The sequence below is a fragment of the Trinickia sp. Z7 genome (genome assembly GCF_056498045.1).
The window spans coordinates 122,983-147,709 of record NZ_JAUEQW010000007.1; the positions used below are offsets into that span (position 1 = coordinate 122,983).

Genomic DNA, 24,727 nt, shown 5'->3' on the forward strand with positions numbered 1-24,727 from the left:
CATGAGCTATACGGAACACCGTTCGGCACACCCTGAAGTCTCGATCGTCATCCCCGTCTACAACGAGGAGGCCGGGCTGCGCGCGCTGTTTGCGCGTTTGTATCCGGCGCTCGACGCGCTCGGCACGACCTACGAAGTCATCTTCATCAACGACGGCAGCCGCGACAAATCGGCCGCGATGCTCGCCGAGCAGTTCCGGGCGCGCCCCGACACGACGCGCGTCGTGCTGCTCAACGGCAACTATGGGCAGCATATGGCGATCCTCGCCGGGTTCGAGGAGTCGCGCGGCGATATCGTCCTCACGCTCGACGCCGACTTGCAAAACCCGCCCGAAGAGATCGGCAAGCTAGTGGCCAAAATGCGCGAAGGATACGACTACGTCGGCTCGATCCGCATCCAGCGTCAGGACACGCTCTGGCGGCGCAAAGCCTCGCGCGCGATGAACCGCCTGCGCGAGCGCATCACGCACATCAAGATGACCGATCAGGGTTGCATGCTGCGCGCCTACAACCGGCAAATCATCGATACGATCAATCGATGCGGCGAGGTCAACACGTTCATCCCCGCCCTTGCCTATACGTTCGCGCAAAATCCGATCGAAGTCGAAGTCGCGCACGAAGAGCGCTTCGCAGGCGAATCGAAGTACTCGCTCTACAGCTTGATCCGGCTGAACTTCGACCTCGTGACGGGCTTCTCCGTCGTGCCGCTGCAATGGCTTTCGTTCATCGGCGTCATCTTGTCGATGGGCTCGGCCGGTTTGTTTCTGCTGCTCGTCATTCGGCGCTTCGTCATCGGCGCGGAGGTTCAAGGCGTGTTCACGCTGTTCGCCATCACGTTCTTCATGCTCGGCGTCATCATCTTCGCGCTGGGGCTGCTCGGCGAGTATATCGGCCGCATCTATCAGCAGGTTCGCGCACGGCCTCGCTATCTCGTGCAAACGGTGCTCGAAGGGCGTCCGGGCGATACGCTCCCCGTCGCCGCGCGAGCCGTAGATGCCGCGCGAGCCGTAGACGCGGCGCGACCCGCGCCGAGCGAGGAGCGCGACCGATGAAGCCGCGCGCCGTTGTCTTCGCATACCACAACGTCGGCGTGCGCTGCTTGCGCGTGCTGCTTGCGCGCGGCGTGGACGTCGCGCTCGTCGTCACCCATGAGGACAACCCCGCGGAACGCATCTGGTTCGGCAGCGTCGCGCAAGTTGCCGCCGAGCACGGCATCGAGACGATCACGCCCGCCGATCCCACGAGCGCGGCGTTACGCGAGGCGCTCACGCGGGCCCGGCCCGATTTCATCTTCTCGTTCTACTACCGCCACATGCTGCCGGCGGACCTGCTGGCGCTGGCGCCGCGCGGCGCCTACAACATGCACGGATCGCTCCTGCCCAAGTACCGGGGCCGCGTGCCGACGAACTGGGCCGTGCTCAACGGCGAAACCGAAACCGGCGCCACGTTGCACGAGATGGCGCACAAGCCCGACGCCGGAGCGATCGTCGGACAAACGAGCGTGCCTATCCTGCCCGACGACACCGCGCAGGAAGTGTTCGATAAAGTGACGGTCGCGGCCGAACAAACGCTCTGGCGCGTGCTGCCGGCCCTGCTCGCGGGCGAAGCGCCGCATCTGCCGAACGATCTCGCGCGCGGCAGCTATTTCGGCGGGCGCAAGCCCGAGGACGGCCGGATCGATTGGTCCAAACCCGCGCAACAGGTCTACAACCTCGTGCGCGCGGTCGCCCCGCCGTACCCTGGCGCGTTCACCGAAGTTGCCGGCGAGCGCTTCGTGATCGCGCGGGCGCGCCTAGCCGGGCTCGAAACGATCGCCCAGGCCCATTTGGCCGATTTGCCCCCGGGTCTGCACGTAAGCGATAATGCGTGTTTCGGCGTATGCGGCGATGCGCGCGCGATCGCCATTTTCGAACTGCGGCATCAGCGCGACGGCCAAGAAACCGTCGTCACCCCCGCCCAGTTCGCCCAGCTCACTTACCGTTCCCGTCATTCATGAATTCCGCCAAAACCGAACGTTCCGCTAAGAAAGTCCTGATTCTCGGCGTCAATGGCTTCATCGGCCACCATTTGTCCAAGCGCATCCTCGAGACGACCGACTGGGAAGTGTTCGGCATGGATATGCAAACGGACCGCCTGGGCGATCTGACGAAGCACGAGCGGATGCACTTCTTCGAAGGCGACATCACGATCAACAAGGAGTGGGTCGAGTACCACGTGAAGAAGTGCGACGTGATCCTGCCGCTCGTCGCGATCGCAACGCCGGCTACCTACGTGCAACAGCCGCTGCGCGTGTTCGAACTCGATTTCGAAGCGAACCTGCCGATCGTGCGCTCGGCGGTCAAATACCGTAAGCACCTCGTGTTTCCGTCTACGTCCGAGGTCTACGGCATGTGCGCCGACGACGAGTTCGATCCCGAGGCATCGGCGCTCACCTATGGCCCGATCAACAAGCCGCGGTGGATCTACGCCTGCTCGAAGCAGTTGATGGACCGCGTGATCTGGGGCTACGGCATGCAAGAAGGCCTCAATTTCACGCTGTTCCGCCCGTTCAACTGGATCGGGCCGGGCCTCGATTCGATCTACACCCCGAAGGAAGGCAGCTCGCGGGTGGTGACGCAGTTCCTGGGGCATATCGTGCGCGGAGAGAACATCAGCCTCGTCGACGGCGGCTCGCAAAAGCGCGCGTTCACGGATATCGACGATGGCATCAGCGCACTGATGAAGATCATCGCGAACAAGAACGGCATCGCCTCGGGCAAGATCTATAACATCGGCAACCCCAGGAACAACTTCTCGGTGCGCGAACTCGCCCACAAGATGTTGGCGCTCGCGGCCGAATACACCGAATACGCAGAGTCGGCCAAGGCCGTGCAACTCGTCGAAACGTCGTCGGGCGCCTACTACGGCAAGGGTTATCAGGACGTCCAAAATCGCGTGCCGAAAATCGACAATACGATGGCTGAACTCGGCTGGGCGCCCACGGCCACCTTCGACGACGCCCTGCGCAAAATCTTCGAAGCGTACCGCGGCCACGTTGCCGACGCCCGCGCGCTCGTCGAGCAGCAGTAAGTTCGCCTTGGCCGCGCCGATGCAACATTTCGAGGTCCGTCTTTGCCCCGCATCGTTCTGAAAATCGACGTCGACACGCTGCGCGGCACACGCGAAGGCGTGCCCAATCTCGCGCGCATGCTCGACCGCTTCAAGGCGCGCGCAACCTTTCTGTTCAGCCTCGGCCCCGACCACACGGGCTGGGCGCTGCGCCGAGTGCTGCGGCCGGGGTTCCTGAAAAAGGTCTCGCGCACATCCGTGCTCGAGCATTACGGCGTGAAGCAACTCATGTACGGCGTGCTGCTGCCTGGCCCCGACATCGGCCGGCGCGCCGTGGCCGATATGCGCGCGATCCACGAAGCGGGCTTCGAATGCGGGATTCACACATGGGACCACGTCTACTGGCAGGATAACGTTCGCTCGCGCGGGCGGGACTGGACCGTCGGGCAGATGCAAAAAAGCTTCGCGCGGTTCGCCGATATTTTCGGCGCCCCGCCGGCCACGCACGGATCGGCCGGCTGGCAAATGAACGAGCACGCTTTCGAACAGATCGACGCTTGGGGCATGGCGTACTCCTCCGATGGGCGGGGTCACTCGCCGTACCGTCCCGTCGTCCACGGTAAAACGCTTCGGCACGTGCAACTGCCCACCACGCTGCCCACGCTGGACGAATTGCTGGGCATCGACGGGTGCGACGAAACGAACGTCGCCGAGCGCCTACTCGCCGCCACGGCCCGCAGCGCTCACGATCAAGTCTTCACGCTGCATGCCGAGCTCGAAGGGCAAAAGCTTGCCCCCGTGTTCGAGCGCTTGCTTGCCGGCTGGCAAGCACAAGGTCATACCTTTGCGACGATGGGCGATTACCATGCTGCGCTGGACCCTGGCCTGCTGCCATCGTACCCTGTCGCCTGGGGCGCGATTCCCGGCCGTTCGGGCGAGTTGATCGTCCAGCCGGACTGATCGCCCGGCAGCTCGGCGCCACATCGGCGGCTTGCGCGGCCGTGCGGCCCGTGTCGAACCACTCGACGATTTGCGCGATAAAAACAGGAGAACCACGTGCCTATTGCAGTCGACCAACCCATCCCCGATTTTTCGGCGCCAGCGACCGGCGGCGAGATCAGCGTGTCCGGCCTGCGCGGTAAAAAGCTGGTGCTGTATTTCTATCCCAAGGACAACACGCCCGGGTGCACCACGGAGGGTTTGCGCTTTCGCGACCTCTACCCTGAGTTTCAAAAGGCGGGCGCCGAGATCGTTGGGGTATCGCGCGACAGTCTGCGCTCGCATGAAAACTTCAAGGCGAAACTCGAACTGCCGTTCCCCCTGATTTCGGACACCGACGAATCGCTGTGCTCGCTGTTCGGCGTCATCAAAATGAAAAAGATGTATGGCAAGGAAGTGCGCGGCATCGAGCGCTCCACGTTCCTGATCGACGCTCAGGGCGTGCTCAGGCGCGAGTGGCGCGGGGTGAAAGTGCCCGGACACGTCGACGAAACGCTCGAGGCTGTACAAGCACTTTGACGCGCGTTATATTGCATTGCAATGAGTTCCCGTTCACTTCGTCTTGTCCGCAGCCGCGCCGGCGTCGTCGCCATGGCAGACGTTTTACGCGCCAGGCGCCGCGCGACGCTCGCAATCGAGCCGCTTGCTCCATCACAACAGGAGCGGCGGCTTTTTTGTTTTCGGCGGCCCCGTGCTGTTCGGCCGTCGGCCTTTGCTAAGGAGCTGATCGAAATCTAGGCGAACCGGCGAACCGAAACCTGAAACGCGCCGCTAGCAGGCCGGCCCGGGACCGCGGGCAGTCTCTGCATGGCGGCGCATGAGATGCGACCCGATTCTTAGAGGGAAACCATGCCTTTGCCTACCCCGCCCAGCAAACTCGGCAGTCTTTTGCCGCCCGACGAATTCAAAGCCAAAGCCAGGCCGGCGCGCACCGCCAAAAAACAGGGCACGATTGGGGAGCAAGCAGACGCGACCGAGTATGACGCGGTGAGCGGCACCGCTTCGGTCGCCGCCCCGATGGGGCCTGCCGCCAATGCGGGCGCCGCGGTGCGTTCGCTGCCGCCTTCGCCCGCCATCGCCGAGCAAGCGCCCGGCGGCCGCGGCCGCAAGCCGAAGCAGACAGCGGCCCTGTTGCAACCGGCCACGACGGCCGCCCCCGTGCAAGCACGCACGCAAACACCCGCCGCCACGACGCCCGCCGTGCAAGCGCAGGCTGCGCCCGCCGTCAAGCCGCGCAGCCGTAAAGCCGGCGCGGACGAGGTGGACGTGCGCAAGCTGTTCGTGCTCGACACGAACGTGCTCATGCATGATCCGACCTCCCTGTTCCGGTTCGAGGAGCACGACGTCTATCTGCCGATGATGACGCTCGAAGAACTCGATAACCACAAGAAAGGCATGTCCGAAGTCGCGCGCAATGCGCGGCAAGTCAGCCGCACCCTCGATGCGCTCGTCGCCAACGCGGGCCCGATCACGGAGGGGTTGCCGCTCGCCCGCCTTGGAAGCCGCGAGGCGCTGGGCCGTCTCTACTTCCAGACGAAGCTGGCCGACATCGAGCCGGTCGAGGGACTGCCTCAGGGCAAGGCCGACAACCAGATTCTGGGGGTCGTGCGCGCGCTGCAACGCGAGCGCGAAGATCGGCAAGTCGTGCTGGTGTCGAAAGATATCAACATGCGGATCAAGGCGCACGCGCTGGGTCTACCGGCGGAGGACTACTTCAACGATCAAGTGCTCGAGGACAAGGATCTGCTGTTCTCGGGCGTGCGCGCGTTGCCGCAAGACTTTTGGACCAAACATGCCAAGGGCATGGAAAGTTGGCAGGACAACAAGACCGGCACGACCTATTACCGCGTGACCGGGCCGCTGTGCCCGTCGCTGCTCGTGAACGAATTCCTTTACCTGGAACCGCAGACGGGCGAGCCTGCCTTCCAAGCCATCGTGCGCGAACTGAACGGCAAGACGGCCGTCTTGCAGACGCTGCGCGACTACAGCCACAACAAGAACAACGTCTGGGGCATTACGGCGCGCAACCGCGAGCAGAACTTCGCGTTGAACCTGCTCATGAATCCGGACATCGACTTCGTGACGCTACTGGGGCAAGCGGGCACCGGCAAGACGCTCGTCGCGCTGGCGGCCGGCCTTGCGCAAGTGCTCGATGAGAAGCGGTACAACGAAATCATCGTCACGCGTGCGACGGTGCCGGTGGGCGAAGACATCGGTTTCCTGCCCGGCACCGAGGAAGAGAAGATGCAGCCGTGGATGGGCGCGTTCGACGACAACCTCGAAGTGCTGCAACGGACCGACGACAGCGCGGGCGAGTGGGGGCGAGCCGCCACGCAGGAGCTGATTCGCTCGCGTCTGAAGGTCAAGAGCATGAATTTCATGCGTGGGCGCACCTTCGTCGACAAATACCTGATCATCGACGAAGCGCAGAATCTCACGCCCAAGCAAATGAAGACACTGGTCACGCGCGCGGGCCCCGGGACGAAAATCGTCTGCCTCGGCAACATCGCGCAAATCGATACGCCGTATTTGACCGAAGGCAGTTCGGGCCTCACCTACGTCGTCGATCGCTTCAAAGGATGGGCGCACAGCGGTCATGTCACGCTTGCGCGCGGCGAGCGCTCGCGCCTGGCCGATTACGCGTCCGACATCTTGTGATCGTGTAATGGGGCACGATGCGCTCAAGCTTACTCTCTAGCGTGTCTGCTCTCACCGCTTAGCTTTTAACGCCCGGTTCGCCGGGCGTTTTTTTCGACCTGTTCGGGCAGGGCTCGGGGCATCGGCGGGCGTATCGGTCAGGCAACGAACGCGCGCAAAACCTCAAGTAATTGATGAAGAATTGTTGCCGAAGGCCCGCCGCCAGGGCTACCATCGGCCGCAGCGGCCCGCGCGAACATGACGCAAGCGGCGCACCGCGCGATGTGGCGCCACTTCGATGCGGCGTCCTATATACCTGACTTTGCTGGCATCGGCCGCACCGGTGTCCGAGTTCATGCTGCGATTCTGGCTGGTTCTTCTCGTCGTGCTGTCATTGGCTGCGTGCTCGAGCGCGCCGCCGAAGACCGCGCGCGCCGGCGGCAGCCCTTCTCGCGGCGAGTATGCCCTGCGCACGATGCCGCCGGGCTCGCCCCGCTTCGTGGACCACAGCATTGGCCGCGAAGAAATCTCGATTCAAGCGATGAGTCTAGTCGGCGTCCCGTATCGCTGGGGCGGCAACACGCCCGACAGCGGCTTCGATTGCAGTGGGCTCGTGCGCTACGTCGTTGCGCGCGCAGCCGATGTCGAGTTGCCCCGCACGACCGCCGATATCAGCCATCGCGGGGAATCGGTCGAGCCTGACGAGATTGCGCCGGGCGATCTCATTTTCTTCAACACGACGGGCCGGCCGCATTCGCACGTCGGAATTTACGTCGGCAAATTGCGCTTCGTGAACGCGCCGTCGACGGGGGGCACCGTCCGGCTCGATTATTTGACGAACCCGTACTGGGCGAAACGCTTCGATGGCATTCGGCGCGTCGCTGCTCCGCTCGAGCCGCCATCGCCATTCGACGCCCCCACCCGGTTGGCGGGACAGCAGGCGCCGCCCACCGCGAAACCGACGGTCGAGGCCGCGACAGGAACGGCAGCCAACGCAGCGCCTGGGATCGCTGTGCCGGCGGCGGCTACACGGCCAACCGCTGCGCGGCCGCCGGCGCTCGCCGGCGTGTCGGGAGTCTCGTCCATCGAAGCATCCGAAGCGGTCACACCGGCCGCATCGATCGGAACCGGCTCGACAACACCCTCGCCGATCGCTGGGAACGCTGGGAACGCTGGGAACGCTGGGAACGCTGGGAACGCCGGGAACGCTGGGAACGCCGGGAATGCCGCCACACGCCAAGCGGCCGTGCCCGCCCCAGCGGCCGAAGATCCAATCGATGCGGTAGCGGACGCGTTCGAGCCGCCGCCTGCCGCGGCACAAGCCGAGCGACAAGCAAGGCGCGCCGGCGCATTGCCGATTCAGCCCGGGCCGCCCGAATCCACCGTGCAAATCATGCGCGCTTCGACCATGCCGCGCATTCAAAACGCGCCGCGTTCGACCAACGACGATCCGATCGCCCAATTCGCGAACGGCCGCGACTGACGCAATACGACGAACGCGCGAGCTGCCATGGGCGAGCGAACGCCGAGAGGCGGCGCATCGCTGTCAAGAAGCTGCGGGTTCACGCAGCAGTCGTGCGGCTACAGAAGCCGATGTCCCAGCCACCAGCCGGCTGCCGCCAGCAACGCCGACGCGGGAATGGTCAACACCCAGGCCCAAACGATACTGCCCGCCACGCCCCAACGCACCGCCGACAGTTTTTGGGTGGCGCCGACACCGACGATGGCGCCCGTGATCGTGTGCGTCGTGGAAACGGGCACACCCATGGCAGACGCGACGAACAGCGTAATCGCACCGCCCGCTTCCGCGCAGAAACCGCCGACCGGTTTGAGCTTCGTGATCTTTTGGCCCATCGTGCGGACGATGCGCCAGCCGCCGAACAGCGTGCCTAGCCCCATCGACATGTAACACGCGCCGATCACCCACACCGGCGGCGCGTCGGCAGTGACCGAGGCGAAGCCGGTCGCGATCAGCAGCATCCAGATGATGCCGATCGTTTTTTGCGCATCGTTGCCGCCGTGCCCGAGGCTATAAAGGCCTGCCGAAATCAGTTGCAAGCGCCGGAAGCGCCGATCGACCTTGCTGGGTGGCGTGCGAAAGTAGATCCACGACACCGCGGTCATGAAGAAAGAGCCCAACACGAAGCCGAGCAGCGGCGAAATGAAGATGAAGGCGACGGTCTTCATGATGCCGTCGATGTTCAACGCCCACCATCCCGATTTGGCGAGCGCGGCGCCCACGAGCCCGCCGATCAACGCGTGCGACGAACTGGACGGGATGCCGAAGCGCCAGGTCAGAATGTTCCAAATGATCGCGCCGAACAGCGCGCCGAACACCACGTAGTGATCGACGATTTTCGGATCGATCGTGCCTTTGCCGACGGTCGAGGCGACCTTCAGGTGAAAGATGAAATAGGCGATGACATTGCAGGCGGCGGCGAAAGCGACCGCCTGCTGTGGCTTGAGCACGCCGGTGGAGACGACGGTCGCGATCGAATTCGCGGCGTCATGGAAGCCGTTCATGAAGTCGAAGACGAGCGCGACGGCGATTAACGTCGCGAGCACCCAAAGGGCGATCTGGATCGATTGCATCGGTTTTGTCCGCTCGCTTTACGCGTTTTCCAGCACGATGCCTTCGATGATGTTCGCGACATCCTCGCACTTGTCGGTAATCGATTCGAGCAGTTCGTAGACCGCCTTCAGCTTGATCAACGTCTTGACATCGTCTTCCTCGCGGAACAGCTTCGACATGGCGGAGCGCAGCACGCGGTCGGCTTCCGACTCCAAGCGATCGATCTCCTCGCACGCCGAGAGAATCTGGCGCGCCTGCCGCATGTCCGACAGCATGTTGACCGCTTGTTGCACGTACTTCGCCGTTTGCGTGCAGATATGCGCGAGCTGGCTGGCCTCCGACGGCATCACGCGCACGTCGTAGAGCGAGACGGCCGTGGCGACGTCCTCCATCAAATCGAGGATGTCGTCCATCGTCGTGATCAGCTTATGGATTTCGTCGCGATCGAGCGGCGTGATGAACGTCTTGTGCAGCAGGTCGATCGTTTCGTGCGTCAGCTTGTCGGCGGCCTTCTCATTGGCCTGCACGCGCTGCTTATGCACTTCGGCTTCGCCGAGATTATCGACTAGCCGTTCGAGCTCCTCGCTCGCGGAGACGATGCACTTCGCGTGCTCGTTGAAGATTTCAAAGAACTTGCCCTCGGTGGGCATGAAGCGACCGAACATTGAGATCCCGATAGGTGGTCATATTGGGCGCCCCAACTCCGCGGCGGTAGATACCGCTGGGCCGAAAACGAATCCGCTGCGAAGCGATCCGCGCTAACGCACAGCGATTCTCGGGGCTGACATGAAACTGCAACATTGTACCGGGTCATGCGGGTGCGCCCAACGCCTGGTTGCACCTTCGCATGAGAATGCAACAGCCGCGCCCCACGCTGGGGCACTACGCCTACTCGCCCCCGTAGAACGACTGCGCACCGGCAAAATTATCGAACTTCGTGTATTGCCCCATGAACGTGAGCCGTACAGGCCCGATGGGACCGTTACGCTGCTTGCCGATGATGATCTCGGCCGTGCCCTTGTCGGGGCTGTCGGGGTTGTACACTTCGTCGCGGTAAATAAAGAGGATGACGTCCGCGTCCTGTTCGATTGCGCCGGACTCGCGCAGGTCCGACATGACCGGGCGTTTGTTCGGGCGCTGCTCCAAGCCACGGTTCAACTGCGACAGCGCGATGACGGGCACGTCCAGTTCCTTGGCCAGGCTTTTGAGCGAGCGCGAGATCTCGGAGATTTCCGTTGCGCGGTTCTCTCCGGACGACGAGCCCGACATCAGTTGCAAGTAATCGACGATGATGAGGCCGAGCTTGCCGCATTGACGCGCCAAGCGACGCGCGCGCGAGCGCAGTTCCATCGGATTCAAGCCGCCCGTCTCGTCGATGAACAACTGGGCCTCGCTCATTTTTTGCACGGCATGAGTGAGCTTGGGCCAGTCTTCGTCGGTCAAGCGCCCCGTGCGCATTCTATGTTGGTCGAGGCGGCCGACCGAGCCGAGCATCCGCATGACGAGCTGCGTGCCGGGCATCTCCATCGAGAACACGGCGACAGGCAACCCATATTCGACGGCAACGTATTCGCCGATGTTCATCGAAAACGCCGTGTTGTGCGTCACGACGTAGTCGTCGGTCACATACAGACGCGACGGATGGGATACCGAGATACATTGCGTTGGCGCACGCCGAGTCGGCTCGATCGAGATCAGGATGGGCTCACTGCTCGCGCGTGAGTCGCGCCCAAGGCGCTCGCAATTGCCATCGAAGAGAAACAGGCTTTGCGGATCCGGGTGGCGGATCGTGCAATGGTAAGTCGTTGCACCCCGATCGGGCCGCCCGCCCCCGATCGAGCTCGCCGGTTCTTCCGCAACGGAGCACCAGCCCCCAAGCGAGCGCACGAGTTCGCAGACATCGTTTGCGAGCCGCGGGCTTGCCGTGCAATAGCGCAGCGTGCCCGAGGCGTCGATGTGCCCGCCGGTGTCAAGCAGCCCGCTGAGCAAATCCCGGCGCTCGGGTCTCGCGGCGTCCAAGTACGCGCGCGGAATGAATTTGTCATGGCTCGTGCAACCCCAGAGCCTGAGGCGCTCGAGCGCCTGTTCGATCGGGTCGACGTCGAGGCCTGGGCCCTGCTCGCATTGGCCGCGGCGCTCGGTTCCCCGATCAACCGCACGCCAGTCGTCGCACTGCACTGCCGCCGCGGCGCGCACGCCCGCCCGCATGCGCTCGAACGCTTCGAGGGTTTTGCCGCCGAACCGTATGGATCCTGCGCCGATCGCTCTGTCGCCGAGCAACGCGCCGAGCACCCAAGGATCGAGCGGTAGCGCTTGCCCATGGCCGAACTCACCGCTCGGCACATCGATCGACAAGCGATTTCGATACTGCTTGCGACTCAGCAAGGCGCGCAAGTGAGCGGTGTCGACCACACGTGGCGCTAACCAATCGCGGCAATGCACGCGCCAAAGGTGCTCGTCGCAGCATTCGGCCGAGCGGCCATCCGAAAATCGAACGCGATAGACCTGCCGATCGCCTTGCGGATAGATGCCCGTCACCCTGGACGGTGCCCCATCCACCGACGCCAACGCATCGCCGAGCTGCAATTCGCCCATGCGTTTCCAGCCCGAGAGCGTTTTGACCCGCGCATCGAGCGGCTGCGCCTTACCCATCGACGGGCGTCCCGCCACGATGATGAGCTCGCCGCCGTGCATGCCGGAGGTCATCCGGTCGAGATCGACGAAGCCCGTGGGCGTGCCCGTGACATCACTGGGATTGGCCGTGTGATACAGCGTATCGATGCGCTCGACCACCTGCGTGAGCAACGGGCCGATTTCGAGGAAGCCTTGCGTGCCGCGCGAGCCTTCCTCGGCAATCGAAAACACCTTCGATTCGGCCTCGTCCAACAGTTGCCGGACTTCCTTGCCTTGCGGGTTGAAAGCATCGGCGGAAATTTCATCGGCGACGGAGACGAGCCGGCGCAACACTGCTCGATCGCGGACGATTTCGGCGTAGCGTCGAATGTTCGCCGCGCTCGGCGTGTTCTGGGCCAGCGCGTTCAGGTACGACAACCCGCCGACATCCTCGGCTTTGCCCGACGTCGTCAGCGCTTCGTACACCGTGACCACGTCGGCGGGCCGCGTCGCGGCAATGAGCCGCCCGATGTGCTCGTAGATGATCCGGTGGTCGTACCGGTAAAAATCGCTCTGGGACAAGAAATCGGCAATGCGGTCCCATGCTGCGTTGTCGAGCAGCAAGCCGCCGAGCACCGATTGCTCGGCCTCGATCGAATGCGGCGGGACTTTCAGCGATTCGAGTTGCGGATCGTTCGACGGTGCGTTCATGGGGAGGCATTATCGCGAAATGGCCGCGGCTTAGCCAGCAGGCAAAACGAGGCCAAAACAAAAAAGGCAGGACCCGGTGTTCCGGCTCCTGCCCTCTTCGAGATTGTGAGCCGAACCGGAAACTACACCCGGAACGGCCGGTATTGCGTCGCGATGCTTACGCGTGCTCGCCGAGCACCGACACGGTGATGTCGACCACGACATCGGTGTGCAGCGACACTTGCACGGGGTGATCGCCCACCATCTTGAGCGGACCCGTCGGCATGCGCACTTGCGCCTTTTCCGCCTTGAAGCCTTGCTTGGTCAGCGCTTCGGCGATATCGGCGTTCGTGACCGAGCCGAACAGACGGCCGTCGACGCCAGCCTTCTGGCCGATCTGGACCGTCAGGCCAGACATCTTCTCGCCCTGCGCTTGCGCGGCGGCGAGCTTCTCGGCCGCGGCCTTTTCGAGGTCGGCGCGGCGCACTTCGAATTCGGCAACGGCCTCCTTCGTGGCGCGGCGTGCGAGCTTTTGCGGGATCAGGAAATTACGGGCGTAGCCGTCCTTGACCTTCACCACGTCGCCGAGGTTGCCCACGTTGACGACTTTTTCCAAAAGAATGATTTGCATTCGGATTCTCCTTATCGCGTCGTCTGATTAGGCCTTGTGCAGGTCGGTGTACGGCAACAGCGCGAGGAAGCGCGCGCGCTTGATGGCCGTATCGAGCTGGCGTTGATAATGGGCCTTCGTACCCGTCAGACGAGCCGGCGTGATCTTGCCGTTTTCGCCGATGAAGTCCTTCAGCGTGTCGAGGTCTTTGTAGTCGATGTACTCGACGCCAGCAGCCGTGAAGCGGCAAAACTTCTTGCGCTTGAACAGCGGGTTTTGTTGCTGACGGCGCTTGTCGAATTTCTTACCAGTGGGGCGGGCCATGTTCAGTCCTTTCCAATGTCCTGCAATTCTGTGATGTGAAACACCAAGGTTCTCGCGTTGCGGCTTTTTTTCGCCAGGAAGCCGGTGAAGAGCGTTTCGACGCCCATTTCACACGTTTCGAGCTTCCCGCTCGCCGCGCCCGCGGCTAGCGCGGGCATCGTCAATTCGATTTGCCGCACGACGCCGGCTTCGACGACTTCCCCGCGATGCTGCAGCGTACAGCTTGCGATCGGCACACCGGCCGGCGTATAGCGCAGCGGCTCGCGTTCGATGACGCTGGCCGTGAGTTGCAGCCGGTTCACGGGGGCGAAAAAACCTGAATCCTTGGTGGCTTAAACCGTGAGTACCGTTAAGCCTGCGCTTCGGACGGCTGCGACGAGGCGGCCGCCTTCTTGGCTTCTTCGCGCTGCACTTCCTTCATCATCGGCGACGGACCGGTTTCGGCCTTCTTCATCTTGACGATGAGGTGACGCAGCACGGCGTCGTTGAACTTGAACGCGTGTTCGAGTTCTTCGAGCGTGGCTTGGTCGCATTCGATGTTCATGCAGACGTAGTGAGCCTTAGCGAGTTTCTCGATCATGTAGGCCAACTGGCGACGGCCCCAGTCTTCGATGCGGTGGATGTTGCCGCCGCGCGCGCTAATCGTGGATTTGTACCGCTCGATCATCGCGGGCACTTGCTCGCTTTGATCGGGGTGTACGACAAAGACGATTTCGTAATGACGCATACACACTCCTTGTGGATTGAAGCCACCCGGGCGTCAATGGTCCGATTCGTTGATCGGACCAACCGGTGTGGCAAGTGAGAAGCCGGGCATTTTAACCCAACTAGTCAAAGAACGCAATTTGCGCCTATTTGCCCGCGGCGAACCGCCGGCCGCCGCGGGCTCGCCCTCGAGCGTTGCGCCGCCGGCGCCGCATCGTGCGGGCCGCTTAGGCCGATACTGGCTATGCCCCCTCGCCCCAATACCTCGGCCGCGTGTACACCTGCTTCAGATAATCGATGAAGTACCGCACCTTGGCCGGCACGTAACGCTGCTGCGGGTACACGGCAAGGATGTCGTACTCGGGCAGCGCGAACTCGTCCAGCACCGTCTCGAGTTCGCCGCGCGCGAGTTGCTCGGCGATTTCCCACGTGGAGCGCCAACCCAGGCCCAGTCCTTCCGAGACCCACCGGTGCAGCAGTTCGCCGTCGTTGCAATCGAGCGTGCCGCTCACGCGCATCGTCACGCGCTTGCCCCCGCGCAAGAAGTACCAGCCGCGGTTTTGGCCGCCTTGCAAATTGAAGGCGAGGCAATTGTGAGCGGGCAAGTCCTCCAATGCACGCGGGCGCCCATGCCGCGCGAAGTACCCCGGCGTGCCGCAAACGACGCGCCGGTTCGTCGCGAGCTTGACGGCGACGAAGTTCGGATCCACGGCGCCGCCGATGCGGATCGACAAATCGTAGCCCTCGCGGACGAGATCGACGACGCGATCGGTCAAATTGAACGACATCTGCAACCCCGGTTTGTCGGCCAAGAAGGCCGGCGCAAGCGGCGCAACGTGCTTGCGGCCAAAAGCGGCCGGCGCCGAGACGATAAGGTGCCCGCTCACGGCCTGCCGCCCCACGGCCAATTCGTTCTCGGCCTGCTCCCAATCCGTCAGTAGCCCTTTGCAACGTTCGAGAAACGCGGCGCCCGCTTCGCTCACCACGAGCCTGCGCGTGGAGCGGTACATCAGTTTCACACCGAGCCGTTTTTCGAGCGCATCGATGCGCCGACCGAGGATGACCGGCGAGACCCCTTCTTCGAGCGCGGCCGCCGCCAAGCTGCCGGCTTCGGCCACTCGCACGAATGTTTCGATCTGCTTGAAGCGATCCATCGTCAATCCCCTCGCTGCACCCCTCTCCACGCCTGAGCGGACCGGCTCGGCGTCCTATTGCGGCGGCGGAATCGACCGCGATCCGAGCGTCCCCTGCCCGCTGCCTTGTTCGGCACCGCCATTCAATACATTTTGTATCGGATCAAAGAACTTATCGCGATCTTATCAAACTTTTTCTGTGGTTCTACAGTGCTCCTAACCCGCGACCGAACGCACTGACGAACAGGATGAGGAGAGACCCATGCCGAAGATGAGAGCCATCGACGCCGCCGTACTGGTGCTGGAAAAAGAAGGCGTCGATACGGCGTTCGGCGTGCCCGGCGCCGCGATCAACCCGCTTTACTCGGCGCTGCGCCGAGCAGGAGGCATCAGCCATGTCCTCGCGCGCCATGTCGAAGGCGCTTCGCACATGGCCGAGGGCTACACGCGCGCCGCGCCGGGCAACATCGGCGTATGTATCGGCACGTCCGGCCCCGCCGGCACCGACATGATCACCGGACTTTATTCGGCTTGGGCCGACTCGATTCCTATTCTCGCTATCACAGGTCAAGCGCCTCGCGCCCGGTTGTACAAGGAAGACTTCCAGGCAGTCGACATCGAATCGATCGCCAAGCCCGTGACCAAATGGGCCGTCACGGTGCGCGAGAGCGCGCTCGTGCCGCGCGTGTTCCAGCAAGCGTTCCATCTGATGCGTTCGGGCCGCCCCGGCCCCGTGTTGATCGATTTGCCGATCGATGTGCAACTGGCCGAAATCGAGTTCGACATCGACACGTACGAGCCGCTGCCCGTCTACAAGCCCAAGGCCTCGCGCAAGCAAGTCGAAGCCGCGCTTGCCTTGCTCGATGCGGCCGAGCGCCCGCTCATCGTGTCGGGTGGCGGCGTGATCAACGCCAACGCCGAAGCGCTGCTCGTTCAATTCGCCGAAACCACGGGCGTGCCGGTCGTGCCCACGCTCATGTCGTGGGGTGCGATAGCAGACGACCATCCTCTGATGGCCGGCATGGTGGGCCTGCAGACGTCCCACCGCTACGGCAACGCGACGATGCTCGCATCCGATTTCGTCCTCGGCATCGGCAACCGCTGGGCCAATCGACATACGGGCAGCATCGAGGTCTACACAAAGGGCCGCAAATTCGTGCACGTCGATATCGAGCCGACGCAAATCGGCCGCGTCTTCGGGCCCGATCTCGGGATCGTCTCCGATGCCAAAGCCGCGTTGGAGCTGTTCGTCGAGGTGGCGCGCGAGTGGAAAGCGGCAGGCAAGCTCAAAGAGCGCGGCGCGTGGAGCGAAGCCTGTCGCGAACGCAAGCGCACCATGCAGCGCAAAACGCACTTCGACGATGTGCCGATCAAACCGCAACGCGTGTACGAAGAGATGAACAAAGCGTTCGGCCGCGACACGTGCTACGTGAGCACGATCGGGCTGTCGCAAATCGCCGCGGCGCAGTTTCTACACGTGTACGCGGCGCGCAACTGGATCAACTGCGGACAAGCAGGCCCGCTCGGGTGGACGATTCCAGCCGCGCTCGGCGTGCGAGTGGCGGACCCGAGCCGTCCGATCGTCGCGCTCTCGGGCGATTACGACTTCCAATTCATGATCGAAGAGTTGGCCGCCGGCGCGCAGTTCAAGCTGCCTTACGTCCATGTCGTGGTCAACAATGCGTACTTGGGCCTGATCCGGCAGGCACAGCGCGGCTTCGACATGGACTACTGCGTGCAACTCTCGTTCGACAACGTCAACGCCCCCGAACTGAACGGCTATGGCGTCGATCACGTCGCGGTGGCCGAGGGTTTGGGTTGCAAAGCGCTGCGAGTGTTCGAACCCGATGACATCGCGCCCGCCTTGCAAAAGGCGCAAGCGATGGCGGCCGAGTTCCAGGTGCCCGTCGTCGTGGAGGTGATTCTCGAGCGCGTAACCAACATTGCGATGGGCACGGAGATCGACGCCGTCAACGAATTCGAGCCGCTCGCCGACTCGCGGGACGACGCGCCGACGGCCATTTCTCTGCTCGATTGAGCCTCGCCCGCCGTGCCGCTTACCCCATCGTCGAGCGAGCGGACGATCGCCGGGAAAGCGGCGATCGCCTCTCTCGTGAATGAATCACCGACCGACCAATCCGCGAGCGCATCATGCCCAAATTTGCTGCCAATCTAACCATGCTGTTCAACGAAGTGCCGTTCCTCGAGCGTTTCGAGGCCGCGGCACGCGCGGGTTTCTCCGCCGTCGAATTTCTGTTCCCGTACCCGTACTCGGCTGCCGAACTGGCCGAACGGCTCGAGACGAACCGTTTGCACCTGGTGCTGCATAACCTGCCGGCCGGCAACTGGGAAGCCGGCGAGCGCGGCATCGCGTGTTTGCCCGAGCGCATTGCCGAATTCCGCGACGGCGTGGGCCGCGCGATCGAATACGCGAAAGCGCTGCGCGTGCCGCAGCTCAATTGCCTCGTCGGCATCCCGAGTCGCGACGTCAGCGCCGAGCGCGCCCGCGCAACGATCGTCGAGAACCTGCGCTTCGCCGCAGCCGCACTCGCAAAGGAACACATCCGCCTGCTCGTGGAGCCGTGCAATTCGTACGACATCCCGGGCTTCGCACTGAACCGCTCGAGCGAGGCGCTGGACGTCATGCGCGACGTGGGCTCCGACAACCTCTATCTGCAGTACGACATCTATCACATGCAGCGCATGGAGGGCGAACTCGCGGCGACACTGCAGCGGCAACTACCGCGCATCGCGCATATTCAGCTTGCAGACAACCCCGGCCGGAACGAGCCCGGCACCGGCGAGATCAACTACGCATTCCTCTTCGACTGGCTCGACCGGCTCGGCTATAGCGGCTACATCGGCTGCGAGTACAAGCCGCGCACGACGACGCTCGAAGGCCTCACCTGGTTGCGTGACATCGCCAACGTACATGGCGCGCGATAGCGCGGCCCTGCGGGGATGTCCCAAAGCGGCGCCTCGCTTTCCCACGACACGACGAATCGCAAAAACGGAAAACATCGACATGGCAAAGATCGGTTTCATCGGCCTCGGCATCATGGGCGCCCATATGGCGCGCAATCTTCTCCAAGGCGGTCATACGCTGTACGTCAACGGCGCCTATCCGGTGCCCGACGACTTGCGCGAACGCGCGCATCTCGCGGCCGACTCGACCGCCGTGGCGCGCGAAGCGGACATCGTCATCTCGATGGTGCCGGACACACCCGATGTCGCGAAAGTCCTGTTCGGCGACGACGGCGTGGCAAAGGGCCTCTCGGGCGGCAAGCTCGTCATCGATATGAGTTCCATCTCGCCGCTCGATACACGCGACTTCGCCGAACGCATCAACGCGCTCGGCTGCGACTATCTCGACGCGCCGGTGTCGGGCGGCGAGGTCGGCGCGCGCGAGGCGACGCTCTCGATCATGGTGGGCGGACCCGTTGGCGCATTCGAGCGCGCGAAGCCGCTGTTCGAGCTCATGGGGAAGAACATCACGCACGTCGGCGACAACGGCGCGGGCCAGACCTGCAAGGTCGCCAATCAGATCATCGTCGCACTGAACATCGAAGCCGTGGCCGAGGCGCTCCTATTCGCGGCGCGCTCGGGCGCCGATCCCGAGCGCGTGCGCCGGGCGCTGATGGGCGGTTTTGCGTCCTCGCGCATTCTCGAAGTCCATGGCGAGCGGATGACCCAGCGCGCGTTCAAGCCGGGTTTCCGTATCGACTTGCACCGCAAGGACCTGAACCTCGCGCTGGACGGCGCGCGCAAACTCGGCATTGCGCTGCCGCACACGGCCAGCGCCCAGCAGTTGTTCAGCGTCTGCGCGGCCCATGACGGCGGCAATTGGGATCATTCGGCGCTCTTGCGCGCGCTCGAAATCATGTCGGGGTTCGAGATCGCCGAAGCGCCGGGGCAAACGCAGAGCGCCGCACCGGCGCGCTGAGGCTACAGGTCAAGGAGGATTCGGCCGTTCGGGAGGCGCGCGCGAACGGCCGGCACGTGGGGCGCTTCCCCTTTCGGGCGTGGCAAGGCTCGGCTCCGTTGCGCATCGTCGATGCGCGGCGCAGGCCGAACAAGCCGAGCCGCAAGCGGCAGGGGAAGCAAAAGCCGCTTTCGGGCTGAGAGCGGCAGTGGGGTCCGCAGCGGCACCCGGCGGCGCCGGGGAAGCCTTGGTCGGTCAGACGTCGTCGTCGGGTGTCCGTCTGTCGGATTGCCAACCATTCGATTCATCGCCAGCACGTTCACTCGTTCGGAGCGCATGCCTTCAGGCCGGCATTTCGCCGCTCGGCGCTGGCCAGTAGCGGCCGAGCCACTATCTGGCACGGCTGCCCGAAGCGGAATCGATACGTGCCGAAAATTGCGTTTCGCCGCTCGGCCCTGCCCGCAGCAGTGGAGCCGCTCGCTGCCGCGGCGTCCCGGAGCCGAATCAATACGTATCGAAGATCTGCTGCAGCGCGGCCGGCTCACCCTCGCCCGCCGAGAGCGCAAGCATCAGCAGCACCCGCGCCTTATAGGGGTTGAGCGTGCCGGCGCTGACGAAACCGAGTGCATCGTCGGGAGCGGCGCCGTTGCGCATGACGTGGCCGGAGCCGACGCGCGAGGCACGCACCACTGCGATGCCCGCTGCGCGCGCCTCCCCAAGCGCTGCTTGGACCGTTGCATGGATCGAACCGTTGCCGGTCCCAGCGACGACGATGCCCCGCACACCGGCTGCAACGAGCGCGTCGACGGCCGTGCGCGACGCGCCCGCGTAGCTCGCGACGACTTCGACATCCGGCCACGATGCGCCGAGCACGAATGGCGTCGCGCTGGTATGTGGCCGCAGCGCGGCGCGCTGAAACTCCACGCGGCCGTCTTGCACCCAGCCGAGCGCGCCGATCTCAGGTGAATGAAAGGCATCGACGGCGTAGGTGCTCGTCTTGACGACATCGCGCGCGCAGTGAATCCGATTGTTGAAGGCGACCAGGACGCCCCGCCCCCGCGCAGCCTGCGAACCGGCGACGGTCACGGCGCCGAGCAAGTTCAGCGGGCCGTCCGCGGAAAGGGCCGACGAAGGCCGCATTGCGGCCGTCAGCACCACCGGCTTGTCGGTTTTGAGCGTCAAATGCAGCGCGTACGCGGTTTCTTCGAGCGTATCGGTGCCATGCGTGACGACGATGCCGTCGATGTCCTCGCGCGCGGCGAGTTCGGCGATGCGCGCAGCGAGCGTGGTCCACAAGGCGACGTCCAGATCCTTGCTGTCGATGCTCGCGACCTGTTCGGCCTGGACGCGCGCCACCTGCGACAGCGCCGGCACGGCGGCCAATAGCCGATCGACGCCGACGACGCCGGCTTGATAGCCGGAAGTCTGAGCGGCATCGGCAGCGGAGCCGGCGATCGTGCCGCCCGTGGCGAGTACGGCGATGCGCGGCAGCGCCGAGGGGGAAGCGGAGGTATGGGTCGTAATCATGGGCGCCATTCTAACCGTGCCGCTCGCCCGAATAAATGCGCGTTGAATGCGCGTTGAGAATGCGCTTTGCGTTCGCGACGCGGCCAATGCAAGCGCCGCCGCGCCACTCGGCGTTTATGCCGCCTCGCGCAACTGCCCGGCGATGTCGCTCTCGGAAAGGTGCGGCGCGAACATTTCGATGAAGCGATAGGCGAAAGCGCGCATGAACGCCCCTTTGCGCAACCCCACCCGCGTCGTGCTGCCTTCGAACAGGTGTTGCGAGTCGAGCGCGACGAGTTCCGCATCGCGCTTGGGATCGTGCGCCATCGCCGCGACGATCCCCACGCCCATCCCCAGCTCGACATAGGTCTTGATGACATCGGCATCGATCGCCGTCAGCACGACGTCGGGCAGGACGCCCGCTCTCGCGAACGACTCGTCGATATGCGAGCGGCCGGTGAAATCGCGATCGTAAGTGATGATGGGGTACTCGGCGACCTCCTCCAACGAAACGTCGGCCCGCCCGACGAGCGGATGGTGTTTCGGCACGACGACGACGTGATGCCACGAATAGCACGGAAACGTGACGATGTCGGCGAAGCGATCGAGCGCCTCGGTGGAAATGGCGATGTCCGCATCGCCGTCGATGAGCATTTGCGCGATTTGCCGCGGGTTGCCCTGGCGCAACGCGAGCTGCACCTTCGGAAAGACCTGAGTGAACTCGCGCACGACCTTGGGCAACGCGTAGCGCGCCTGAGTGTGCGTCGTCGCGACGACGAGGTGCCCCGTGTCCTCGTCGGCGAATTGCCGCGCGACGCGGCGCATGTTCTCCGCATCGAGCAACATGCGCTCGATCAACTGATGCACGGCTTTGCCTGGCTCGGTCAAGCCGGTGAGCCGCTTACCGCGGCGCACGAAGATATCGACGCCCAGCTCGTCTTCCAAATCCTTGATTTGCTTGGACACGCCCGATTGGGAGGTGAAAAGGGAGTTGGCCACCTCGGTCAGGTTCAAGTTGCGGCGTACCGCTTCGCGCACGAAGCGTAGTTGCTGGAAGTTCATGCTGACCTCTTCGACAAAGCGCGAGTGTTGTAATCGATCGATGCGAACGGCCGGGTCGCGCTCACGCACCGCTCGCCCCAGGACGCCTACATGAGGGCGCAAGAATCATCGGCGGCCGCCGCGTCCCAACGACCGTTGCGATCTTCGCCCAAGGACTTCGGGCCGCGCGTTCAGGCGCTCAGCGGCACCCCCCTGCCACGTCCGGCTCCGGGCCGGGCAGGCTCGGAGCGGCCAGTCTATGCACTCCTGCTTATTCCGAAAACAAATAAATCATCATTCCTTAATTCCTTTTTCTGCTAAGCGCCCACTGCGGGGTCGCAACATAGCACTTGTGTTCCGGCGAGTACTGTATAAAAATACAGCGACTGTCTATCCATACAGTGGCGCTATGACCAAACTTACCGCACGGCAACAGCAGGTTTACGATCTGATCCGGCAATCGATCGAACACAGCGGGTTTCCGCCCACGCGGGCGGAGATCGCGGCCGCGCTCGGCTTCTCTTCGGCGAATTCGGCCGAAGAGCATCTGAGGGCGCTCGCGCGCAAAGGCGTCATCGAATTGGCCGCCGGGGCATCGCGCGGCATCCGGCTGCTGGCGTTCGAGGACATGCCGCATCAATTGTCGTTGCCGCATCCGGCGTTGATGCAGTTGTCGTTGCCGCTCGTCGGGCGTGTGGCGGCCGGCAGCCCCATCCTCGCCCAGGAACACATTGCGCAACACTATGCCTGCGACCCCGCGCTCTTTTCGAGTAAGCCCGATTACCTGCTCAAGGTGCGCGGGCTATCGATGCGCGACGCCGGCATCCTCGATGGGGATTTGCTCGCCGTGCAAAAGCGCAGCGAAGCGAAGGACGGACAAATCATCGTCGCGCGGCTGGGCGACGATGTAACGGTCAAACGGCTGAAACGGCGGCCGAACGGCATCGAACTGATCGCCGAGAATCCCGATTACGAGAACATCTTCGTCCAAGCCGGCAGCGCCGATTTCGCGCTCGAAGGCATCGCGGTGGGGCTCATCCGCCCCACCGAATTTTGACTCTGAACACGCCACACGCTTAGGAGACGCCATGGATCGCCTTGCTCGCCTCATGCCTTTTCGCGCTTTCGGCCGCCTGCGTCACTTGCGCAGCCTCATTCCGTGCCCGCCGCTCGAGACGGTTCGCGCAAATGCCGCACATCAACGCGAGGAGGATCCGTGCGCCCGCATGCAACCTTCCGCGCTACCGGCGTTCGCGCGCGTGTCGCTCAACAACGCATTGCATGCCGAGCCGGCTCGGCGGGCGCCCGTGCGGGTCTACCACGGCGCGTCGCGCGTCATTCTCGTCGGCACGATCGACGCCGTTTGCAAAATGATCGACCGGTGCATTGCGGACGAACGCGCTGCGGCAACCACATAATGCAACCCATCGTGGGTTTCGCCACGCTCGTTAGGGATCGTTTCGGCGCGGTCGTTGTCTCTAAGGCTTGGACCTCGACAAAGACCGACCCCTTATGACACAAGAGAAGACACAAGCGAACCGCACGGCAACCCGAAAACCCCTCGCTGCCGCCGTTGTGACGGGCGTTGCGATCGTGGTGCTGGTGCTCGTCGTCTTAGTTTACGCATCGCCCTATCTGGTGCTGAGCCGGGTGCGTGACGCGGTGCAGCAGCGCGACGCTCAAATGATTAATCGTTATGTCGACTACCCGGCGCTCCGTGCGAGCTTGAAGCAGCAAGTCACGGAAATGCTGAGCCGACGAGTTCAAACGCAAAAATTGCAGCATCCGCTCGCAGCGCTCGGTGCGCTCGTCGGCATGGCGCTCGTCGATCCACTCGTAGACGCCTACGCTACGCCGGACGGCGTAGCGGCCCTGCTCGCCGGCTTGCCGCCGCGGGGCGAGCCCGGCGAGGCGCCGCCGCCCGTTATCGCTCAGCAATCCGAACCGGCGTCGCAACAGTCCGAGGCGCCGCCCTCTGCCGGGTCTTCCGCTACGCCGCAAGCGCCGCGCGCAAGAGGCAGCGCCGGTTATCGCGATATGAACACGTTCGCCGTCAGCTATGCCGGCGGCGGCGAACGCCCCGCGTACAGTGTCGTCTTTCATCGCCGCGGCTGGTTTTCTTGGCAGATCGACGCCGTCGAATTGCCCTCGTAGGCCACCTGGCGGCGCCGCAGTGACCTAGCGACATACGCCATGCAAGAGCCTATGCACGCAGTCCCCTGCGCAGCGGCTTTTGCTCATGGCACTACTCGCTGCGAAGGGCTATGGGGCGCCCAAGGTTACGTCACGGCGCCGCTTGGCGCGGCCGGCGTCATCGAAGGCGCCTCCTGCTCGTTGCGTGTGGAGACAGCCACCAGGATGCTGCAAGAGACCCGGTCGAGCAAAGGCGTATTGCCCGAGCCCATCCACCATCGCGACAGCCCACTACGTGAGCGATGGCCCACAACGACGAGATCGACAGCGAGTTCCTCCGCAAGATTGGCGATTTCGTCGATCGGATGACCGAACGCAAAGTGACCGTGCGCTTGCACGCCACGCTCGGTTAGCCAGTCCACCCCTTCTTGCAGTATCTCGCGGGCGGCGTCCTCGAAGCGCCCGCACGCAACGTCGGTCAACAGCCCTGCGCTTTGCGCAATGCTCGTACGCATATCGACGACGGACAGCAAGTGCGTCTCCGCCTTCAGATCGAGCGCGAGATCCGCCCCGCAGCGCAGCGCTTTACGCCCCTCGCGTGTGCCGTCATAGCACAACAGAAATTTTTTGTAGCTTGCCATCGTTGGCCTCCCAATCCGCGCCGATCGCGGTTCGCCTTTTCATCATGGTGCGATGCACTGGGTCTTGCAAGGCTAGGAAAACGCCTACGCGTCGCACTTCTGGATATCGATCCGTAGCCGCGGTGCCCCCTGCTGACGCTGCATTGCACCACCA

General features: G+C 63.7%; 24 protein-coding genes. 13 read left to right on the top strand and 11 right to left on the bottom strand.

What is annotated here, in order from left to right:
* Position 1 precedes the first annotated feature (1 nt).
* From QQS38_RS14520 to QQS38_RS14550, 7 genes are all read left to right on the top strand, one after another.
* Positions 2-1,051 (top strand): glycosyltransferase, encoded by a 1,050-nt coding sequence (locus tag QQS38_RS14520; protein ID WP_479646069.1) that lies wholly within the window; start codon positions 2-4, stop codon positions 1,049-1,051.
* On the top strand, positions 1,048-1,995 hold the full coding sequence (locus QQS38_RS14525) for a formyltransferase (RefSeq protein WP_479646070.1): 948 nt from the start codon (positions 1,048-1,050) through the stop codon (positions 1,993-1,995). The genes QQS38_RS14520 and QQS38_RS14525 overlap by 4 nt, the downstream gene beginning before the upstream one ends.
* Entirely contained in the window at positions 1,992-3,068 is a 1,077-nt protein-coding gene (locus QQS38_RS14530) for a bifunctional UDP-4-keto-pentose/UDP-xylose synthase (RefSeq protein ID WP_479646071.1), read from the top strand. Before QQS38_RS14525 ends, QQS38_RS14530 begins: the two co-directional genes overlap by 4 nt.
* A 42-nt stretch (positions 3,069-3,110) precedes the next feature.
* On the top strand, positions 3,111-4,007 hold the full coding sequence (locus QQS38_RS14535; RefSeq protein WP_479646072.1) for a polysaccharide deacetylase family protein: 897 nt from the start codon (positions 3,111-3,113) through the stop codon (positions 4,005-4,007).
* A 96-nt stretch (positions 4,008-4,103) separates the two neighbouring features.
* The gene (locus QQS38_RS14540; RefSeq protein ID WP_479646073.1) at positions 4,104-4,565 is read left to right on the top strand and encodes a peroxiredoxin; all 462 of its coding nucleotides are present in this window, start codon (positions 4,104-4,106) and stop codon (positions 4,563-4,565) included.
* A 330-nt stretch (positions 4,566-4,895) separates the two neighbouring features.
* Positions 4,896-6,704 (top strand): PhoH family protein, encoded by a 1,809-nt coding sequence (locus QQS38_RS14545; protein ID WP_479646074.1) that lies wholly within the window; start codon positions 4,896-4,898, stop codon positions 6,702-6,704.
* A 334-nt stretch (positions 6,705-7,038) separates the two neighbouring features.
* Complete coding sequence (locus tag QQS38_RS14550; protein ID WP_479646203.1) at positions 7,039-8,166, top strand: C40 family peptidase; 1,128 nt, start codon at positions 7,039-7,041, stop codon at positions 8,164-8,166.
* A gap of 98 nt (positions 8,167-8,264) precedes the next feature.
* Here the strand turns inward: QQS38_RS14550 and QQS38_RS14555 are convergent, their stop codons facing one another.
* The 8 genes from QQS38_RS14555 to QQS38_RS14590 all read right to left on the bottom strand — a co-directional run bounded on the left by QQS38_RS14555 (position 8,265) and on the right by QQS38_RS14590 (position 15,351).
* Positions 8,265-9,275, bottom strand: coding sequence for an inorganic phosphate transporter (locus QQS38_RS14555; RefSeq protein ID WP_479646075.1), 1,011 nt, complete (start codon positions 9,273-9,275; stop codon positions 8,265-8,267).
* A gap of 18 nt (positions 9,276-9,293) precedes the next feature.
* On the bottom strand, positions 9,294-9,920 hold the full coding sequence (locus tag QQS38_RS14560; RefSeq protein ID WP_277426966.1) for a DUF47 domain-containing protein: 627 nt from the start codon (positions 9,918-9,920) through the stop codon (positions 9,294-9,296).
* Positions 9,921-10,143: 223 nt separating this feature from the next.
* Complete coding sequence (gene dnaB, locus QQS38_RS14565) at positions 10,144-12,579, bottom strand: replicative DNA helicase (RefSeq protein WP_479646076.1); 2,436 nt, start codon at positions 12,577-12,579, stop codon at positions 10,144-10,146.
* A gap of 157 nt (positions 12,580-12,736) precedes the next feature.
* Complete coding sequence (gene rplI / locus QQS38_RS14570; protein ID WP_479646077.1) at positions 12,737-13,189, bottom strand: 50S ribosomal protein L9; 453 nt, start codon at positions 13,187-13,189, stop codon at positions 12,737-12,739.
* A 27-nt stretch (positions 13,190-13,216) separates the two neighbouring features.
* Positions 13,217-13,492 carry a 30S ribosomal protein S18 gene (gene rpsR, locus QQS38_RS14575; protein WP_277426963.1) on the bottom strand — a complete coding sequence of 92 codons (276 nt, stop codon included), beginning with the start codon at positions 13,490-13,492 and terminating at the stop codon, positions 13,217-13,219.
* A 2-nt stretch (positions 13,493-13,494) separates the two neighbouring features.
* Complete coding sequence (gene priB, locus QQS38_RS14580) at positions 13,495-13,794, bottom strand: primosomal replication protein N (RefSeq protein ID WP_277426962.1); 300 nt, start codon at positions 13,792-13,794, stop codon at positions 13,495-13,497.
* A gap of 47 nt (positions 13,795-13,841) precedes the next feature.
* Positions 13,842-14,219 (bottom strand): 30S ribosomal protein S6, encoded by a 378-nt coding sequence (gene rpsF, locus QQS38_RS14585; RefSeq protein WP_277426961.1) that lies wholly within the window; start codon positions 14,217-14,219, stop codon positions 13,842-13,844.
* Positions 14,220-14,439: 220 nt separating this feature from the next.
* Positions 14,440-15,351, bottom strand: coding sequence for a substrate binding domain-containing protein (locus tag QQS38_RS14590; protein ID WP_479646078.1), 912 nt, complete (start codon positions 15,349-15,351; stop codon positions 14,440-14,442).
* A gap of 241 nt (positions 15,352-15,592) precedes the next feature.
* Here QQS38_RS14590 and gcl point away from each other — a divergent pair, with 241 nt between their 5' ends.
* The 3 genes from gcl to QQS38_RS14605 all read left to right on the top strand — a co-directional run bounded on the left by gcl (position 15,593) and on the right by QQS38_RS14605 (position 19,273).
* Entirely contained in the window at positions 15,593-17,368 is a 1,776-nt protein-coding gene (gcl, locus tag QQS38_RS14595; protein ID WP_479646079.1) for a glyoxylate carboligase, read from the top strand.
* Positions 17,369-17,481: 113 nt separating this feature from the next.
* Positions 17,482-18,276: a hydroxypyruvate isomerase gene (gene hyi / locus QQS38_RS14600; RefSeq protein ID WP_479646080.1), complete on the top strand. Its 795-nt coding sequence runs from the start codon at positions 17,482-17,484 to the stop codon at positions 18,274-18,276.
* Between the two features lie 79 nt (positions 18,277-18,355).
* Positions 18,356-19,273 (top strand): 2-hydroxy-3-oxopropionate reductase, encoded by a 918-nt coding sequence (locus tag QQS38_RS14605; protein ID WP_479646081.1) that lies wholly within the window; start codon positions 18,356-18,358, stop codon positions 19,271-19,273.
* A 483-nt stretch (positions 19,274-19,756) separates the two neighbouring features.
* On the opposite strand, the gene QQS38_RS14610 is transcribed toward QQS38_RS14605, so the two are convergent.
* Positions 19,757-20,788, bottom strand: a complete 1,032-nt coding sequence (locus tag QQS38_RS14610; protein WP_479646082.1) for an asparaginase — start codon at positions 20,786-20,788, stop codon at positions 19,757-19,759.
* 105 nt (positions 20,789-20,893) lie between these two features.
* On the bottom strand, positions 20,894-21,820 hold the full coding sequence (locus tag QQS38_RS14615) for a CysB family HTH-type transcriptional regulator (protein ID WP_479646083.1): 927 nt from the start codon (positions 21,818-21,820) through the stop codon (positions 20,894-20,896).
* Between the two features lie 388 nt (positions 21,821-22,208).
* On the opposite strand from QQS38_RS14615, the gene lexA reads away from it, so the two are divergent.
* The 3 genes from lexA (at position 22,209) to QQS38_RS14630 (ending at position 23,953) form a co-directional block, all read left to right on the top strand.
* Positions 22,209-22,856, top strand: a complete 648-nt coding sequence (lexA, locus tag QQS38_RS14620; RefSeq protein WP_479646084.1) for a transcriptional repressor LexA — start codon at positions 22,209-22,211, stop codon at positions 22,854-22,856.
* 31 nt (positions 22,857-22,887) lie between these two features.
* The gene (locus QQS38_RS14625) at positions 22,888-23,217 is read left to right on the top strand and encodes a hypothetical protein (protein ID WP_479646085.1); all 330 of its coding nucleotides are present in this window, start codon (positions 22,888-22,890) and stop codon (positions 23,215-23,217) included.
* A gap of 94 nt (positions 23,218-23,311) precedes the next feature.
* Positions 23,312-23,953 carry a DUF2939 domain-containing protein gene (locus tag QQS38_RS14630; RefSeq protein WP_479646086.1) on the top strand — a complete coding sequence of 214 codons (642 nt, stop codon included), beginning with the start codon at positions 23,312-23,314 and terminating at the stop codon, positions 23,951-23,953.
* Positions 23,954-24,078: 125 nt separating this feature from the next.
* On the opposite strand, the gene QQS38_RS14635 is transcribed toward QQS38_RS14630, so the two are convergent.
* Entirely contained in the window at positions 24,079-24,573 is a 495-nt protein-coding gene (locus QQS38_RS14635; RefSeq protein WP_479646087.1) for a universal stress protein, read from the bottom strand.
* Positions 24,574-24,727 lie beyond the last annotated feature (154 nt).

What these genes read in the sequence shown, in the direction of transcription:
- QQS38_RS14520 (WP_479646069.1), top strand. Translation starts at nt 2, where the DNA reads ATGAGCTATACGGAACACCGTTCGGCACACCCTGAAGTCTCGATCGTC.
- QQS38_RS14525 (WP_479646070.1), top strand. Translation starts at nt 1,048, where the DNA reads ATGAAGCCGCGCGCCGTTGTCTTCGCATACCACAACGTCGGCGTGCGC.
- QQS38_RS14530 (WP_479646071.1), top strand. Translation starts at nt 1,992, where the DNA reads ATGAATTCCGCCAAAACCGAACGTTCCGCTAAGAAAGTCCTGATTCTC.
- QQS38_RS14545 (WP_479646074.1), top strand. Translation starts at nt 4,896, where the DNA reads ATGCCTTTGCCTACCCCGCCCAGCAAACTCGGCAGTCTTTTGCCGCCC.
- QQS38_RS14550 (WP_479646203.1), top strand. Translation starts at nt 7,039, where the DNA reads ATGCTGCGATTCTGGCTGGTTCTTCTCGTCGTGCTGTCATTGGCTGCG.
- QQS38_RS14555 (WP_479646075.1), bottom strand. Translation starts at nt 9,275, where the DNA reads ATGCAATCGATCCAGATCGCCCTTTGGGTGCTCGCGACGTTAATCGCC.
- QQS38_RS14560 (WP_277426966.1), bottom strand. Translation starts at nt 9,920, where the DNA reads ATGTTCGGTCGCTTCATGCCCACCGAGGGCAAGTTCTTTGAAATCTTC.
- dnaB (WP_479646076.1), bottom strand. Translation starts at nt 12,579, where the DNA reads ATGAACGCACCGTCGAACGATCCGCAACTCGAATCGCTGAAAGTCCCG.
- rplI (WP_479646077.1), bottom strand. Translation starts at nt 13,189, where the DNA reads ATGCAAATCATTCTTTTGGAAAAAGTCGTCAACGTGGGCAACCTCGGC.
- rpsR (WP_277426963.1), bottom strand. Translation starts at nt 13,492, where the DNA reads ATGGCCCGCCCCACTGGTAAGAAATTCGACAAGCGCCGTCAGCAACAA.
- rpsF (WP_277426961.1), bottom strand. Translation starts at nt 14,219, where the DNA reads ATGCGTCATTACGAAATCGTCTTTGTCGTACACCCCGATCAAAGCGAG.
- QQS38_RS14590 (WP_479646078.1), bottom strand. Translation starts at nt 15,351, where the DNA reads ATGGATCGCTTCAAGCAGATCGAAACATTCGTGCGAGTGGCCGAAGCC.
- gcl (WP_479646079.1), top strand. Translation starts at nt 15,593, where the DNA reads ATGCCGAAGATGAGAGCCATCGACGCCGCCGTACTGGTGCTGGAAAAA.
- hyi (WP_479646080.1), top strand. Translation starts at nt 17,482, where the DNA reads ATGCCCAAATTTGCTGCCAATCTAACCATGCTGTTCAACGAAGTGCCG.
- QQS38_RS14605 (WP_479646081.1), top strand. Translation starts at nt 18,356, where the DNA reads ATGGCAAAGATCGGTTTCATCGGCCTCGGCATCATGGGCGCCCATATG.
- QQS38_RS14610 (WP_479646082.1), bottom strand. Translation starts at nt 20,788, where the DNA reads ATGGCGCCCATGATTACGACCCATACCTCCGCTTCCCCCTCGGCGCTG.
- QQS38_RS14615 (WP_479646083.1), bottom strand. Translation starts at nt 21,820, where the DNA reads ATGAACTTCCAGCAACTACGCTTCGTGCGCGAAGCGGTACGCCGCAAC.
- lexA (WP_479646084.1), top strand. Translation starts at nt 22,209, where the DNA reads ATGACCAAACTTACCGCACGGCAACAGCAGGTTTACGATCTGATCCGG.
- QQS38_RS14625 (WP_479646085.1), top strand. Translation starts at nt 22,888, where the DNA reads ATGGATCGCCTTGCTCGCCTCATGCCTTTTCGCGCTTTCGGCCGCCTG.
- QQS38_RS14630 (WP_479646086.1), top strand. Translation starts at nt 23,312, where the DNA reads ATGACACAAGAGAAGACACAAGCGAACCGCACGGCAACCCGAAAACCC.
- QQS38_RS14635 (WP_479646087.1), bottom strand. Translation starts at nt 24,573, where the DNA reads ATGGCAAGCTACAAAAAATTTCTGTTGTGCTATGACGGCACACGCGAG.